This is a genomic window from Commensalibacter oyaizuii, assembly GCF_029953265.1.
GTDB classification, from domain to species: Bacteria; Pseudomonadota; Alphaproteobacteria; order Acetobacterales; family Acetobacteraceae; genus Commensalibacter; species Commensalibacter oyaizuii.
On sequence record NZ_JASBAO010000001.1, the window covers coordinates 379622 to 396940 of the forward strand.

General features: G+C 37.8%; 13 protein-coding genes and 1 pseudogene. 6 read left to right on the plus strand and 8 right to left on the minus strand.

Features of this window, described 5'->3' with window-relative positions; all coding sequences use genetic code 11:
• Window positions 1-148 precede the first annotated feature (148 nt).
• Window positions 149-916 (minus strand): annotated as a pseudogene (locus QJV27_RS01650) (DUF817 domain-containing protein).
• Window positions 917-1230: 314 nt separating this feature from the next.
• Between QJV27_RS01650 and kdpA the strand changes: the two are divergent.
• Genes kdpA through QJV27_RS01675 form a run of 5 tightly spaced genes read left to right on the plus strand, consistent with a single transcriptional unit; the run spans window position 1231 to window position 9052 of the window.
• Window positions 1231-2949: a potassium-transporting ATPase subunit KdpA gene (gene kdpA, locus QJV27_RS01655; RefSeq protein WP_281447248.1), complete on the plus strand. Its 1719-nt coding sequence runs from the start codon at window positions 1231-1233 to the stop codon at window positions 2947-2949.
• A gap of 12 nt (window positions 2950-2961) precedes the next feature.
• Window positions 2962-5037, plus strand: a complete 2076-nt coding sequence (gene kdpB / locus QJV27_RS01660; protein ID WP_281447249.1) for a potassium-transporting ATPase subunit KdpB — start codon at window positions 2962-2964, stop codon at window positions 5035-5037.
• A gap of 11 nt (window positions 5038-5048) precedes the next feature.
• A complete protein-coding gene (gene kdpC, locus QJV27_RS01665) occupies window positions 5049-5639 on the plus strand; it encodes a potassium-transporting ATPase subunit KdpC (protein ID WP_281447250.1) in 591 nt (196 codons plus the stop codon).
• The gene (locus QJV27_RS01670) at window positions 5639-8335 is read left to right on the plus strand and encodes a sensor histidine kinase KdpD (protein WP_281447251.1); all 2697 of its coding nucleotides are present in this window, start codon (window positions 5639-5641) and stop codon (window positions 8333-8335) included. The genes kdpC and QJV27_RS01670 overlap by 1 nt, the downstream gene beginning before the upstream one ends.
• Before the next feature lie 18 nt (window positions 8336-8353).
• Complete coding sequence (locus QJV27_RS01675) at window positions 8354-9052, plus strand: response regulator (protein WP_281447252.1); 699 nt, start codon at window positions 8354-8356, stop codon at window positions 9050-9052.
• Between the two features lie 74 nt (window positions 9053-9126).
• Here the strand turns inward: QJV27_RS01675 and lptB are convergent, their stop codons facing one another.
• From lptB to QJV27_RS01710, 7 genes are all read right to left on the minus strand, one after another.
• Complete coding sequence (lptB, locus tag QJV27_RS01680; RefSeq protein ID WP_281448953.1) at window positions 9127-9894, minus strand: LPS export ABC transporter ATP-binding protein; 768 nt, start codon at window positions 9892-9894, stop codon at window positions 9127-9129.
• Between the two features lie 41 nt (window positions 9895-9935).
• Window positions 9936-10880 carry an LptA/OstA family protein gene (locus QJV27_RS01685; RefSeq protein WP_281447253.1) on the minus strand — a complete coding sequence of 315 codons (945 nt, stop codon included), beginning with the start codon at window positions 10878-10880 and terminating at the stop codon, window positions 9936-9938.
• A gap of 5 nt (window positions 10881-10885) precedes the next feature.
• Window positions 10886-11662 carry an LPS export ABC transporter periplasmic protein LptC gene (lptC, locus tag QJV27_RS01690; RefSeq protein WP_281447254.1) on the minus strand — a complete coding sequence of 259 codons (777 nt, stop codon included), beginning with the start codon at window positions 11660-11662 and terminating at the stop codon, window positions 10886-10888.
• Window positions 11659-12654, minus strand: a complete 996-nt coding sequence (locus QJV27_RS01695) for a KpsF/GutQ family sugar-phosphate isomerase (RefSeq protein WP_281447255.1) — start codon at window positions 12652-12654, stop codon at window positions 11659-11661. The genes lptC and QJV27_RS01695 overlap by 4 nt, the downstream gene beginning before the upstream one ends.
• A gap of 77 nt (window positions 12655-12731) precedes the next feature.
• Complete coding sequence (locus tag QJV27_RS01700; protein ID WP_281447256.1) at window positions 12732-13397, minus strand: ribonuclease D; 666 nt, start codon at window positions 13395-13397, stop codon at window positions 12732-12734.
• A gap of 72 nt (window positions 13398-13469) precedes the next feature.
• The gene (locus tag QJV27_RS01705) at window positions 13470-13907 is read right to left on the minus strand and encodes an EVE domain-containing protein (RefSeq protein WP_281447257.1); all 438 of its coding nucleotides are present in this window, start codon (window positions 13905-13907) and stop codon (window positions 13470-13472) included.
• 78 nt (window positions 13908-13985) lie between these two features.
• Window positions 13986-14786, minus strand: coding sequence for a M48 family metallopeptidase (locus QJV27_RS01710; protein ID WP_281447258.1), 801 nt, complete (start codon window positions 14784-14786; stop codon window positions 13986-13988).
• 221 nt (window positions 14787-15007) lie between these two features.
• Here QJV27_RS01710 and QJV27_RS01715 point away from each other — a divergent pair, with 221 nt between their 5' ends.
• Window positions 15008-17305, plus strand: coding sequence for a TonB-dependent receptor (locus QJV27_RS01715; protein WP_281447259.1), 2298 nt, complete (start codon window positions 15008-15010; stop codon window positions 17303-17305).
• The last annotated feature ends 14 nt before the right edge of the window (window positions 17306-17319 follow it).

Below are 17319 nucleotides of genomic sequence, written 5' to 3' on the forward strand. Positions count from 1 at the left end.
TCGAATATTTATATATTAAGGTTAGTGATCCGTTTGGATATATGCAATATGAATTAAGGTAAAATTAATTTTTTTTTATTATTATCTAAATACAATATATTTTTGCTTTTTAAGCTGATATAATGCTTTTTTTTATTTTTATATACAGTTATTTTGTAACATATACTTTTTCTTTTATATGTTTTATGAAAATAGTAATGGTAAATGTCATAATGACCAACAGTGCCCAAGAACTCCATTTCCCAGCATGAACAACGGACCAGGATGTTAATTGGTTGGGATATTTCCAAATGCCGAAAAATGTGCTGATATTTTCAGCAAGCCAAATGAAAAAACCAATTAGTACAAAAGCAAGCAATAAAGGCATTTTTCGTTCACGATCATAAGGGGTGAATATGACCACACTTCTTGCATACAGTCCCAAGATTGTGGCAGCGATATACCAGCGATAATCTCCTATATAATGGTGGGTAAAGAAATTAATATAAATTAATAAAGAAACAATTACAGCCAAAATATAGGGGGGATGGTGGTAAATCTTTAAATCAAATAATCGCCATGCTTGAATAATATAACTGCCAATTGAGGCATACATAAAGCCAGCAAAAAGAGGTACTCCAAGAATTTTGGTATAAGCAAATTCGGGATAACTCTATGATTGAATATGAGAAGAGGTTTTAAAAACCTCTAAAACAAAACCGACGATGTGAAATAACATAATGGCTTTTAATTCATCCCAAGTTTCCAAATTGCTGAGTACCATCCAAAGTTGAATAATAACGGCAATCAAAAACAAAAGATCATATCTGGAAATGCCCCATATTCCATGTTTTGGAATAATAAATACAGATAAGAAAAATAATCCAACAAACAAACAGGCCCTAGCTTCTTTGATTCCAAAAAACAAAAATTCCACACAAAAGCGTTTGATCCCTGTTAATTGAGGCAATGGTTTTGGAGACAGTAATTTATGATCAAATCGTTGAAAGAAATGCAAAGGTATATCTTGGATAATTTATGAAAGAAATGTTTAAATATTTATACTTTTTTTATATATTTTTAAATAAATTTTACACTTTTTTTATATTTATTTTCCTATGTTGAAGGACATATATGAATTTGATGAAAGTTTTCATTATATGTCTATTTTTATGGGTATTGCTTGCCTTTTAGCAATGAGTCTCGTCGGCTTTTTATTATATGTCCTTTATCGAGCCGAGGACTTTTAAAATGACCGTGCAATCAATTTCTATGTTAATTGGTTTTATGCTGATACTAACGATATTGGCATACCCACTTGGAAAAATTTTAGCTAATATTGCGAAACCGACCTTTAAGATTAAGTTGTTATCAGGTATCGAGTACTTTATTTTCAAAATTTGTGGGATCAATTCGAATATTTCGATGAATTGGCAGCAATATGGTATCAGTGTCCTTGCCTTTAATATCTTGGGTATTTTCTTTTTAATATTATTGCAATTAATTCAGGGATATTTGGGATTAAATGTTAATGATGCCCGGGCTCCATCTTTATCCCTCGCTGTCAATACGGCTGTCAGTTTCGTTACCAATACTAATTGGCAGGCTTATAGTGGTGAAATTGGTGTCAGCTACCTTACCCAAATGTTGGGGTTAACTGTTCAGAATTTTTTGTCTGCAGCAACGGGTATAGCCGTCGTCTTTGCAATTATTCGGGGGTTTGGCTCTTCAAAACAAGATGCAAAAACATTAGGTAATTTTTGGGTCGATTTAACCCGCGTTACGATATATATATTGCTGCCTTTATCGATCATTGTTTCATTCTTTTTTATAAGCCAAGGGGTTATACAAAATTTGTCTGCCCCAGTTACGATAAACACTTTAGAAGGGGCATCGCAAACCATTGCAATGGGACCAAATGCTTCTCAAGAGGCAATTAAACTCCTTGGAACAAATGGCGGTGGGTTTTTTAATGCTAATTCCTCTCATCCTTATTCCAATCCGACAATATTAACTAATTTTGTACAGATGTTGTGTATTTTTCTTATACCAGCAGCGTTATGTTTTTGTTTTGGGAGTATGGTCAAAGATACAAGGCAAGGATGGGCGATTTACGCAACGATGAGCATATTATTCATAGTTTTTGCCAGTGCGTTATTAATTACAGAACAACAAACCAATCCTGTATGGGAACAAACAGGGTTTAATACGGTTTCATCCTCTACACAGACAGGCACGAATATGGAGGGTAAAGAGGCACGGTTTGGAATAACAGGATCCGCATTGTTTTCAGCTGTAACGACGGCGGCGTCTTGTGGTGCGATTAATAACATGCATGATTCTCTTATGCCGCTTAGTGGTGGTATAACCATGTTGTTAATGCAATTAGGGGAAATCGTTTTTGGGGGTGTGGGATCAGGCTTATATGGAATATTAATCTTTATCATGTTAACGGTTTTTATTGCTGGTTTGATGATTGGGCGCTCCCCTGAATATTTAGGCAAAAAGATCGAACCTAAAGATATGAAATTAATTGCTATCGCAATGTTAAATAGTGCATTCATTATTTCAATTTGCACGGTTATTGCCGTTTTGACCCCACAAGGGATCGCAGGAATTACCAACCCTGGGCCACATGGTTTTTCACAAATATTATATGCCTTCAGCTCTGCTGCAAATAATAATGGCAGTGCCTTTGCTGGATTATCAGCAAATACGAATTTTTACAATTTAATGCTGGCCTTTGCAATGTTTATGGGACGCTTTGGGGTTATTATTCCGATGTTGGCGGTGGCTGGATCGTTTGCAATGAAAAAACGTATCCCTGCAACAGATAATATGTTTCCAACACATACACCGCTTTTTATCGGATTATTGATTTGCATCATTTTAATAGTGGGTGCTTTGACCTATGTGCCAGCATTGGCATTGGGACCTGTTATTGAACATATCCAGCTGTTTTTTCATTGATAGAGGCCTATTATGTTGCAACAAAATAAACTGCTTACTGCTCAATCAGTGAAAGCAGCTTGTAAAAATGCTTTTTTAAAACTAAATCCGCTTGTACAAATTCACAACCCTGTTATGTTTATTGTTTATATATGCAGCATTTTCAGTATTTTTTTATCGCTTCATAGCGTGATTATACACTCTGAACAAACTGGATTTATTATATCCATTACAATCTGGCTATGGTTTACTCTATTATTTGCTAATTTTGCCGAAGCCATTGCCGAAGGACAAAGCAAAGCCCAAGCAGACGCATTAAAAGGTTTGAAACAAACCATTCAGGCTACTCGATTATCTGCCCCACATAAAGACGCAAAATGCGAGGTAATCGTATCTAATTTGTTAAGGCAAGGGGATATTATCTTGGTTAATGCGGGCGAGATTATTCCCGCTGATGGTGAAGTTATCGAGGGGGTTGCATCTGTTGATGAATCGGCGATAACGGGTGAATCCGCTCCTGTTATTCGTGAATCTGGGGGTGATTTTTGCTCTGTAACGGGTGGAACAAAAATCATTTCTGATTATTTGATCATCAGGGTTATGGCCAATCCAGGGGAATCATTTTTAGATAAAATGATTGGTATGGTCGAGGGCGCAGAACGCCAAAAAACACCCAATGAGATTGCGTTAACAATTTTATTAGTAACCTTAAGTCTAATTTTCTTAGTGGTTATCATTGCGTTATTTCCTTTTACATTTTTCAGCGTTGAACATGCTGGTGCGGGCCATCTTATAAGCTTGACCGCATTAATTGCCTTGCTGGTTTGTCTAATTCCTACAACCATTGGGGGATTATTGTCTGCAATTGGCGTTGCCGGAATGAGCAGAATGATGCAATCCAATGTTATTGCAACCTCTGGGCGTGCGGTTGAGACGGCGGGGAATATTGATGTGCTATTATTGGATAAAACAGGAACAATTACTTATGGTAATCGCCAAGCTTCTGATTTTTATCCTGCGCCCCGATATCAATTATCTGATATCGCAAAGCAATCTTTATTGGCATCAAAAGCTGATGATACCCCTGAGGGAAGAAGTATTGTCGTTTTAGCTGAAAAAATACTTAAAGAACATCATATAGATCAAAATAGTGAAAAGGAAAATACAACATACACACCCATTCCTTTTACAGCACAAACTCGGATGAGTGGGGTTGATATTACAAGTGCCAGGGGAACAGTATTCTTACGAAAAGGGGCAGCCAATACTATTAAACGATACGTAGAAGATCAGGGTGGACAGTTTCCCCAAGCCATTCATAATCAAGTTAATAAAATTGCCAGCGAGGGGGCAACCCCACTTGTGGTTGCCTTAGATGACCAGGTGATTGGTTGTATTGCTTTACGTGATATTGTCAAACCTAATATCAGAGAACGGTTTAGCGAATTGCGTTCGATGGGAATTAAAACCGTTATGATTACGGGGGACAATGCTTTAACTGCTGCTGCGATTGCCTCGGATGCTGGGGTTGATGATTATTTGTCAGACGCCACCCCTGAAAACAAACTGGCGCTTATTCGCAATTACCAACAACAGGGATTATTGGTTGCCATGACAGGGGATGGAACCAACGATGCCCCAGCACTGGCCCAGGCAGATGTTGCTGTTGCCATGAATTCTGGAACACAAGCCGCCAAAGAGGCCAGTAATATGGTTGATCTTGACTCAGATCCAACCAAATTGATTGAAATTGTCAAAACGGGCAAGCAACTATTAATGACCCGTGGTGCCTTAACGACCTTTTCAATTGCGAATGATATTGCAAAATATTTTGCGGTTATTCCCGCTGCCTTTTCAACGGTTTTTCCTGCACTGGGTATTCTAAATATCATGCAGTTACATAGTCCTGAATCGGCAATTTTATCAGCAACTATTTTTAATGCGTTGATTATAATTACGCTTATTCCCTTAGCTTTGAAAGGGGTACAATATCGGGCCGTCAGTGCCATCCAATTATTGCGTAAAAATTTACTGATTTATGGTCTAGGGGGCATTATAGTGCCGTTTGTTTGTATTAAATTAATTGATATGTGTTTGGCTGTTATATAATGGTGGAATTGATGAAAAGCTTATTTCGTCCTGCATTGGGATTATTTATCATTTTATCAGTGATTACAGGAGTTTTGTACCCTTTAATGGTGACTGGGATTGCACAAACAATCTTTCCCAATCAAGCGAATGGTAGCTTTATTGAATATAAAGGACAAAAAGTTGGATCTGCTTTGATCGGACAGTCTTTTACAAAACTAGGTTATTTTTGGGAACGGCCTTCTGCAACATCGGAAAGGGGGTATAATGCTATGGCCTCTTCAGGGGCTAGCATAGCACCTTCTAACCCTGAATTATTAAAATCTGCTCAGCATTATGCGATGATTTTAAGAAATGCTGATCCTGATCATAATGCTTATATTCCTATTGATTTAGTTACCCATTCCAGCAGTGGTCTTGATCCTGATATCAGTATAGCTGCTGCACTTTATCAAGTTCCGCGCATTGCAAAGGCACGAGGATTAACCAAAGATGCGGTAAAAGCAGTTATTGACCAGCACAGCCGCCATCGTGTTCTGACAATTTTTGGGGAACCTGTCGTTAATGTGTTACAACTTAACCTTGCCTTAGATACGTTAATGTTAGCAAAGGATAATAATTAATGGATCGTCCTGACCCAGACTCTTTGCTGCAACAATTAAACCAGCAAGAACAAAAGGCTAAGCGGGGAAAATTGCGTATTTATTTTGGCGCTGTGGCTGGGGTTGGGAAAACATATGCAATGTTACGTGCAGCACAAGAGCTGCAAAAAAATAGTCATAAAAAAATTGTTGTTGGATATATTGAAACCCATGGCAGAAAGGAGACTGAAAAACAATTAATAGGATTGACGTGCCTTTCGCGTAAGAATTTAACTTACAAAGGGAAAATTATTCTTGAATTTGATCTGGATCAGGCAATAGCTATGAAGCCAGATATTTTATTGGTGGATGAGCTAGCACATACAAATATCGAGGGGGGACGCCATCCAAAACGCTGGCAAGATATTGATGAATTGCTTTCGCATGGCATTGACGTTTGGACAACATTGAATGTTCAGCATTTGGAAAGTCTTAATCATGTTATCAGTCAAATAACCACGATTTCTGTCTATGAAACGGTTCCCGATGTTTTTTTTGATTCAGCAGACGAAATTATACTAGTTGATACCACAACAGACGAATTGCTCCACCGTTTAAAAACTGGAAAAATTTATAAAGTTGAACAGGCAAGACGTGCCTTTCAACATTTTTTTCGCAAAGGGAATTTAATTTCTTTACGAGAAATTGCCCTTAGACGTACGGCAGATCGTATAAAATCAGATGTTAAAACATATCGTCAAGAACAATCTTTGCAAACGGTTTGGCAAACAGAAACTGGTATTTTGGCCTATTTGACTTATGATACAGATCACGAACACTTAATTCGTACAACTGCACGATGGGCACAGCAGTTGGGATGTGTTTGGCATATTTTGTTTATTGAGGCTGCACAGTATAAAAAAAAATCTATTGGAAAATATAACTATATACTAAAACAACTGCAATTTGCGCGTAGTTTGGGTGCGGTTACATCAATTATAAATGATGATGAGCCCGAAAACGCTATTATTCATTATGCATATAAACATAATTTAGCAAAAATTTTGTATATTCCTGTGATTAAAACAATTGGATCGTGGTGGAAAAAGGATTTAATTCATATCATAATGTCTTTGGCGCCTGAATTGGAATATATCCAAATCAGTCAAACAACCGTATCTGTTGGGAAAGAGGAAATACCAACGCATTCATCCTTTGTTTTATATCCCCAAAAAACGGTTAATATTAAAAAACGGCTTATTCCTTACATTTACACTGTTATTTCCACAATTGCATTAGCAGTCATTCTATGGCCAATATCTTTTCATATTGACGGTGCGAATATTGTCCTATTCTTTTTATTGTTGGTAATGTTAAGCAGCATTCGTTTTGGACGAAATGTGGGTATTTTTGCGTCCATTATTGGAATTCTAACGTTTGATTTTTGTTTTATTCGACCTAAATTCTCGTTAAATGTCAGTGATTTACAATATCTTATTACTTTTGGGGTGATGTTGTTTGTTGGATCAATATCCAGTCAATTAATGGCGCATTTAAAATATAGAGCAAAGATTGCAAAAGTTCGTGAAAATCGTGTGCAAACCTTGTTCCAATTTGCCCGATCTTTGTCAGGTTTTTTAGAGTATGGGCAAGTCATTCAAAAAAGTATACAAGTTCTTACCCAAGAATTTGGTGGTAAAGCTGTTATATTAATGCCTGCCTCTGATGATCAATTATGCTTTAATGAATCCAAAGAAATTAATATGGCGATCGCACAATGGGCATTCCATCATAAAGCAGAGGCAGGTTTTGCGACAGACACGTTACCTAAACATCAATACCGTTATCTACCCTTAACTGCACCTGTCTCAATTCGAGGGATCTTAGCATTATCCCCAAAGCAGCCTTACGATTTTTTAGTTCCCGAAAAAAAACAACTTTTGGATACGATTACTAGCTTGATTGCGATTGCTTTAGAGCGTATTCATTTTGCTGATGCGGCACGTCAGGTATTAATTCAAGTTGAATCAGAACAATTAAGAAATACACTTTTATCTACTATCTCGCATGATTTGCGTACGCCACTAACCAGTTTGATGGGGCAGGCAGAATATTTAGTACATCATTATAAAGATCTTACATCAGAACAGCTTTACCAAAATTTAAGATCAATTTATGATGGATCGCGCTCCATTCATGAAATGGTTTGTAATGTTTTGGATATGGCGCGTATTGATACTGGACATTTCAAAATTAATATAAGTTGGCAATCAGTAGAAGAGGTCATCGGCAGTGTTTTACATCAATATTCATCAAGCCACCCTGAAATTTATATTAAAGTAAATCGTCCATCTTATTGTCCATTGGTTGAATTTGATCCTGTTTTAATTGGGCGTGTTATAAATAATTTAATTGAAAATGCAATCAAATATAGTGATGAATCGCCAGATATTTGTATTGAGATTACCTATAAAGATAAACGACTTTTTATTTCTGTATTAGATAGAGGGATAGGTATTGCGTTGGGGCAAGAGGTTTCTATTTTTGAAAAATTTAACCGTGGTAAAACTGAAAGTTCCAAATTAGGGGCAGGTCTGGGACTAAGTATTGCGAAAACGATTGTTGAAGCTCATCATGGGAAGATCTTTGCATCACAGCGCATAGGAGGAGGAAGTTGCTTTACGTTTTATATCCCTGCCAATCCAGAACCCTCTATTGAGCTTGAAGAGGCAATCTAACATATATGGGATATTGTTATGGAAATTAATCACAGCGTTCTAATTGTCGAAGATTCAGAACCCATTCGCCGTTTTCTGAACCAAGCACTAAAAGCTGAAAATTGGCAAGTATTTGAATGCGATAGTGTGGCGCGTGCGTTAATTGAAACGGCTTCAAGACAACCCAGTCTTGTCTTGTTAGATTTGGGGTTAACCGACCAAGATGGCAAAGAATATATTAAAGAGGTTAGGCAATGGTCGAATGTGCCCATTCTTATTTTAACAGCACGTCATGACGAAGAAGAAAAAGTAGCTGCCTTGGATATGGGGGCTGATGATTACATAACAAAACCTTTTGGTATCCCAGAACTGTTTGCGCGTATGCGTGCACAATTACGTAGGATAGCATTACCGTCAGTATCATCAGTCAATATATTTCAATTTGGGCCTGTTTGTGTGGATTTTAGCAATCGATGTGTTAAAAAAGGGGATGCAGAGGTTCATTTAACCCCAATTGAATACAAATTATTAGGCGAGTTAATTAAAAATGTTGGCCGCGTTTGTACACAACGTCAGTTATTGCTTGCTGTATGGGGACCAAATTATATTGAACAGCCACATTATTTGCGGATATATATGGGGCATTTGCGTCAAAAATTAGAAGATAATCCAACTAACCCCAAATTCTTGTTAACAGAGGTGGGAATTGGATATCGGTTGATCTCTAAATCAGATTGATACCCAATGTTACGTATATTCTTTGTGGCTTATTCATTCAGTGTATTTAAAATAAATTTGCAATAATTTATTCTTTACATAGAGAATTTTTCACCTAAGTAAACGCGACGAACATCTTCATGTGCGACAACTTCTGATGGAATCCCTTCCATTAACAGCTGACCGCTGTTCATAATATAAGCACGATCAATAATTTCCAGTGTTTCTCTTACATTATGATCCGTAATTAACACACCAATCCCTCTGTCTTTTAGATGGGAGACAAGATCGCGGATTTCACCAACAGCAATCGGATCAATCCCCGCCAAGGGTTCATCAAGTAGGATATAGTTTGGATCACTGGCAAGTGCTCTGGCAATTTCCAGACGTCTGCGTTCCCCACCTGATAATGACAAAGAAGGCGAACGACGCAAATGTGTGATACCAAATTCTGCCAATAATCCATCTAAAATGGTGCGTCGTTTGTCATAATCAGGTTCTACCACTTCTAAAACAGACATAATATTTTGCTCGACATTAAGGCCACGGAAAATACTTGCCTCTTGCGGAAGATACCCAATACCTAAGCGTGCCCTTCTATACATGGGAAGTTTGGTAATATCGGCACCATCCAGTTTAATTGATCCTGTATCAGGTTGAACCAACCCCACAATCATATAAAAACTGGTTGTTTTCCCTGCACCATTGGGTCCCAATAATCCAACTGCTTCACCGCGGTGAACCCGCAAAGAAACATTTTGCACAACAGGGCGTTTTTTATACGTTTTTCCAATATTTTCAGCAACTAATCCAACAGATTCCGTGGGAATGGTGGCGTCATTATGATGAATATGTGAAGCCATAGGTGAATCATTCATAATAATATTTTGCTTTCATGAATTTATTATTTGTTCGGCTGGTTGGATTCATTAGGAACTACCAATCCTTGAACCCGTCTGCCTGGTGCTTCTGTCATATGGGCAATACCAGTGCGCATATTGATTATAGCCGCATGACCATTTAATTGGTTCGATCCACGGGTAATATGAACATTACCAACAACACGAGCAATACCTGTATTGGGTACGTACACACCACGATCACCCCTTACGGTTTCATTTTGTGTACGGACAACAACGTTACCAAATGCGTTTACTTTTTCAAGTTTGCTGGATCGAGTAACGTCGTCAGAATTTTTGTTGTTATTGGCATTTGCGGGTTGGCTTTTTTGATCTGTTGGCGCGCTATATCCAACTAACACATCGGCCTTGATTCTGCGGCCATCTTTGATACTGGTAACAGTTGCATCCCCACGACCAACGGACATACGTGTTTGGGAATGGTACTCCATTGCATCCCTAGCCGTCATGATGTTTTGTGGTGTGGTTAATTTCATATTTTTACCCGTCAGGACAAGAGTTGCCTGATCAATATCATAAATGGCTTTATCCCCCCAAGCTTGATCAGTATTGGTATAAATATGAACGTGACCATATGCATATAATCGATATATTTCGTTTGAACCCGAGCTGTCTTGGGTAATATCACCGCTTTTTTGGTCGTCTTTCTTTTCTTCGGGTTTTGGTTGATTGTCTGCTGCGTTGGCTTTTTTACGATACATGGCAACCAAGCGATCAGCAGTAACGGTTACGTCCCCTCGAACGGCTTTGGCATGATCATAAGCAGTAACAGATTTTGCATTTTGATCCCAATTAAACCCACCCAAAGCAGTAACCGTTATTTGTCCCCCATGGGATAAATCTATATTTTGTGCCAATGCACCTGAAGCATATAATCCTTCACTCGTAAAACAGAGTAGTGCTAATAACAAAGCGTGCTTGTAGTTCATAGGGGTTATTCCGATGATTTTAATGGTTGGGAAGGGGAAGATGAGGAAGATTTCTTATCATCATTTAAAATCAATCTTCCAGGTCCTTGAAATTGGGCTATACCGGCGTGAAGATCCAAGAAATATGCCTGTGCGTCCAGCTGACCAAAAGGGCCTTCGGCGTGAATCCAATTATCTGCTGTCACAACTGAATATTTTAATGCGATATCTGCAATGTCGCTGTACATAAATAACCCGTCATCTCGATATAAAACAACATGATCATATAAATTCAAATTTTGTTGATGTTGCATATAAATCCCTTGATCAGCAGTGACCATCAACCAGTCATTATTTTGCAGTAAAATGTCTGCTTTGGGATCACTGAGGCGGATCATATCACTATTATTAGATTTTTGAACGACTTTATTTGAGGTAATTGTATAAGGCCGATCATGGGAGTCAAGACCGTGAAAGGTTGCACCAACCATGGTACCACTTTCCACTTTAATTCTTGCTAATTGTTTAATAATTTCCTTGTTTGTATTAATTATTCGGTCGATTTCTGGCCATACGGCTATCGACCCTAATAATAGTAAAGCAAGGGCGGGAAGTATCCATTTCGTCCATTTTATAACTTGCTTGCGCCGATGGATTTCCTCAGGTTTTGGGACTTGTCTTCTAGCAACAGAGGGTCTTGCACGTTGTTTTAGATAATTTTGCTTGTTTTGAAAATCTGTTCGTTCAACCTTAGAGGATGAGTTGAGAGGCTTTAAGGATGGCTCTTTTTTATTATCGTTCATGCTATTCCTGCACGTAAAAGATCGTGAATGTGTAATACGCCAATAGGATGGTGATCATGATCAACAACAAACAAACAGGTAATAGGATGTTTATTATTATTCATGAGGTGTAATGCCTCTGCTGCTAACATATCTGCGTGAATGGTTAATGGATCAGTGTTCATAACATCTTGAGTGGTTAATTGTCTGATATCTTTGTCAAGTGTGCGACGTAAATCCCCATCTGTAATTAATCCGATTAATTTTTTATCATTAGAAACAATACCTATACAGCCTAATGCTTTTTGTGTCATCTCCATAATTGCTTCGTGCATTGGCATGGACGGCAAGCCCAAGGGTATTTCATTTTCAGTATGCATTAGGTCACGAACAATTTTTAATTTATTGCCTAATCGCCCACCAGGATGATAAGTCCCAAAATCCGATGCTGTAAAATGGCGCTTTTTAAGTAGGGTAATAGCAATGGCATCCCCTAGTGCCAATTGCATAATGGCACTGGTAGTCGGAGCCAGTCCCAAGGGGCAGGCCTCTTTTGATTGTGGTAAAACCATTGCGATATCGGATTCTTTGGCCAAGGTAGAATGTGGATTTGTTGTTATGGCAATCAATGATATTCCAAATCGACGTGTATGAACAATAATACTGGCCAGTTCTTGTGTTTCACCAGATGCAGAAATTGCGATAACGCCGTCTTTGGGTTGTATCATACCTAAATCGCCATGAGCGGCCTCAGCAGGATGAACAAAAAGAGACGGCGTACCTGTTGATGCAAGCGTTGATTGTATTTTTTTAGCAATATGCCCTGACTTTCCAATTCCTGTCAGAACAACACGACCTTGTAGCGTTGATATTAATGCAATGGTTTGGATAAAACTGTTGGAAAGGTTAGGGGTATTTTGTAGTGCATAAATAAGATCTTGAATACCTTTACTCTCGATGTTCAAGGCTTCACAAGCAACATGAATATCAGAAGGGGATATTAGTGGTTTCATTATAGATGCACTTTGTATGAAAAAGATGAAAATACAAATACTATAAATCAGTTATGGCTTGTGATCAAACAGAACCTTTACGAGCTGCGATGATCAAAAATATCTGGCAAATTATACCCTAAAATATCTAAATCAGCACGTGCAGAAAGAAAAGCAAAACAAGATTCTGCAAGTTCAAGGCGGTTTTCGCGGATCAGTAATTCTTTGAGAACTTGCCATAATTGATGTAAATATAGAACATCAGAAGCAGCATAAACCAGTTGTTCAGGACTTAGTATAGCTGCCCCCCAATCAGAACTCTGTTGTTGTTTACTAAGTTCAATTTTTAGTAAATCTTTGCACAAGGAGGCCAAACCATGTTTGTCGGTAAAGGTTCTGACCAGTTTAGCAGCAATTTTTGTGCATTTGACCGAAGGGATTTTGATATTTAATGCATATTGTAAAATTCCTACGTCAAAACGTGCATAGTGCATTAACTTTGTAACCTTGGGATCGGTTAAAATCTTTTTTAAATTGGGGCATGCGTGAAACCCGTTTCCCCCCAGATGTTCAGGGATGAATTGCACTAAATGAACTTGTCCATCTCCACTCGAAATTTGAATTAAACACAGACGATCGCGATAGTGATTTAAGCCCATCGTTTCTGTATCAATGGCTATAACATAACCAAGGTCTAAAGTATCAGGCAGATCATTTTGATAAAGATGGATGTAATCGGGGATCACGCATGCGTTTATTGTCATAGGTATAGTCATTTCATAGAATTAAAGGATTGATTAACGAAATATATAATATGTTTTTAAAAAGGGTTAAATTTAATTTTCTTTGTTTTGTTGGTATTTTGTCGGAACTTGACCCAGGCGACAAAGAATTGCCCAATGTTCGCTGGTAATAGACATGACAGATAGGCGTGATTGCTTGATTAATCCAATATCTTGCAAAGTTGGATCTGTTTTGATTTGTTTTAAGGTTACAGGGTTGGGAACAGGACAAACGGTTTCAACATCAACGCATACCCATTTATGTTCAGGATCGGTTGGATCTGGATAGGCTTCTTTAACAATTTTGACAATACCTACAATTTCTTTACCAACATTAGAGTGATAAAAAAAGGCTAGATCGCCATTCCTCATGGATTGTAAATTTTTTTTTGCTTGGTGATTACGAACCCCTGTCCATGGTTCAATATGATTATGTATTTGTTCTTGCCATGAATACGCATCAGGTTCTGATTTAACCAGCCAATAATTCATTATATTTATCCTTATTTCTTTCAAAGTATTAAAAGAAGAATAGCTTATATTCTTGATATAAATAAGGATAAATCAAATTTATTTATGAAAAGTATCATACCATGTGGATACAGCCTCTACGCGCTTTGTTAAACGAGGGTAGAACGAGAAGATATGTAGAATATATCCAGCAACGTTAGGAACCAAAGATTCTTGTTTTTGAAATGCTGTGGGATTCATTTGATCATTCAATTTTGCACTGCCACAAGCCAACATTTGTAAGGCAGAGCGAGAAGCAGACAGGTTTTGTGCAACAAAAGCACCAACACGATCACAAGTTAATTCTCTGTTACGTGAATAGGCTTTGCCCAGAAAAGGAATTATGTATCCTGGTAAGCGCAGATAATGCTTTATTCCATCCAAGTGGCCTGCAACGTGGTGACCCAGCTCATGGCCAATTACAAATCGAATTTGTTCGTCATTATCAGCATCGATAATTGCAGAGGTCAACCAAATATAACGTTTGCGACCAATCAAACGAACCGCCATGGCATTCATTACACCATGAGAGTTGTAAATAAATGCTTGGGGTGCCTCTTTCAGACCAACTTGTTTTGCGCCTTCTTGAACAATCTTGTGCAAATGTGGAAATTGATTGGGTCCGATCAGAACATAATGGCCGAACATATAAGCTTGCATCAAAGCTCTGGAGATATAAGTAACCAAGAAAAATACAAGTATATAAAAGACGATTGTTATTTTATTTGCAAGATTTCCATAAAAGAAAGTACTAATACAAATCAATGCCAAAATAGTCCATAAAAGACATCCATAAACCAGTAATAACGTGCCATATCTTGTTTCTTTTGGGTGTCTTATTTTGTTTATTTGAAATTCCATTTGAACCTACAAGTTATATATTACCTTGTTAATTAAATTATATGACTATCAAAAGTTATGAAACATTATTTATTATTATAAAAAATAATGAAGAAATTGTGCTAAAAATATCACTAATTTAGAAGATATAAGAGTAGCTGTTGTTTTTTGTAATGACAATTGATAATGATTATCATTATTATGTTATCAATAATCATTCTCAATTGAAAAAGTTCAGTATAATGCGAAATATCAGTATAAAAAGAACCTTACAACCAGTATCATTAGCTGCAATTATGGTTGGTGTATTAGGGAATTCTGCGGTTGGTCAAAATATAACTACTCAAATACCCAATAGTAATGAACCCTCAGATGGAACAGCGCAAACAAAGGCAGATAATAAAAATATATCCAGTTCTAACGAGCAGATTTTGGTACGCGGCAAGAAAACTTCGAATATTTTAACCCAAAGCACAGGTGTTGATCTGTTGCCTCAAGATGTGATGCATACACCACAGAATATCAATGTTGTGCCTCAAAAAATCCTTCAAGAGCAAAATGTGAAATCTTTAGAAGAAGCTTTAAAAAATGTTCCTGGTGTGACCTCATCAGTTGGAGAAGGTAGAGGGGGGATGTCTGGAAACCAGTTTCTTATCCGAGGTTTTCCAGCTCAAAACGATATTTATGAAGACGGGTTAAGGGATTTTGGTGTTTATACGCGAGATAGCTTTAATTACGAGAGTGTTGTTGTTATTAAAGGACCATCTTCTTCTGTATTTGGGAATGGTACGACAGGTGGGGCAATTAATGTTGTTACGAAAAAGCCTATTTTAAAAGATCAGTATAACGTAGATTTCACAGGCGGTAATGGGGATTATTATCGTGGCACCGTTGATATTAATAAAAAAATAACAGATTCAATAGCAGCACGAATTGTTGGTGTGGGAAATAGTAATAACGTTGTGGGGCGTGATTATATTTATTCTCATCACTGGGGACTTGCACCCTCTATTGCTTTTGGGTTGGGCGAAAAAGTCAGTTATACATTACAGTATGTTTATCAGCAAGATGACCGAATTCCAGACTATGGCGTACCTGTTGTAACAAAACCAGGAACCAAAGTTGCCAGACCTATTACTGAATACGGGATCAGACGCGGAAATTGGTATGGGAATAAGATGGACAGTGATAAAACACAGGACCATCAATTAACGGGTCGTTTGAAATATGATGTAACCCCGGATATTGTCATTCACAATGATACCCGATACGGAAATTACCGTCGTGAGTTTTCTGTTACACGCCCTCAATGTCAAGCAGTAAATTGTGTGAACCCATATTTCAGTGGTCGGCCACAGGATGCAATTATCAGCACAGCAGGTCCATCACCTTATCGCCAGCGGACTTGGTCGTTTCAGAACGTTTTATCCACAATCGCAAATTTTCATACATGGGGTATAAAACATCAATTAACTGGGGGTGTTGATTTTTCCTACGCCAGTGAAAATAGAGCATATGGACAGTTTTCTGCTCCCTTACCAAATAATAGTTTAGTAAATCCAACACCAAACATTAATTATCCAATTTCAATTCTACCTGGTGATCCAAAAGCCACGTCAGGAGACCCAGCGTTAAGAAAAGGGCACACACGTGATGTGGGGGTTTTCATTTATGATCAGTTTTGGATGACAGAACAATGGTCGATAAAAGGTGGTGTTCGTTATGATAATTGGAATGCTAAATATGGAACTGAAGGCGGGGCTGGTACTTGGGCGGCAAATAATATGAAAACAACCAATAATATTGTAAATCCAACAGTCAGCCTGATGTTTACCCCAACTGAAAATCAAATGTATTATTTTACGTGGGCAATGTCGACAACGCCTTTGGGAATGTATTTGACGAATTCTTACGCGCCGATGCGTGATAATCAAGATGGAATGAAACCAGAACGCAGCCGTTTATACGAGCTGGGGGGAAAATGGAGCTTATTAAATCAGCGTGTTGGTATAACAGCAGCGTTATTCAGACTTGATAAAAGTAACCAGATTGTAAGTGATCCTATTTCTGGTGATGTTACCAGTTCAGGGGATACAGTTCGAAACGAAGGAATTGAATTGGGTATTTCTGGTAATGTTATGAAAAATTGGGACGTATATGGTGGGTTTGCCGCTTATCATAGTGACGTGAAGTCTTCTCAAACCGCAGGTGCTAAGGGTAATCGCGTTCAATATGTTCCAACCCAGCAAGGAAACTTATGGACAACATATCAAATTATGCCAAAAACCCCTTATAATTTAACTGTTGGCGGTGGTGTTACGTGGCGGGGGAATGTTTGGTTAAACAATACCAATAGTGCAAAAGCCCCTGCAAATGTCAGTATAGATGCAATGTTGTCTCATAAATTTGACGAGCATTGGAAGGTTTCTTTCAATATCTATAATATTACTAATCGTTTAAATTATGATTCTTTATTTGGTAATCGTGTGACCCCTTCCAGTGGGCGGGCATTTTTATTTAGCTTGAATATGTTACAATAAAATAATAAATTTTA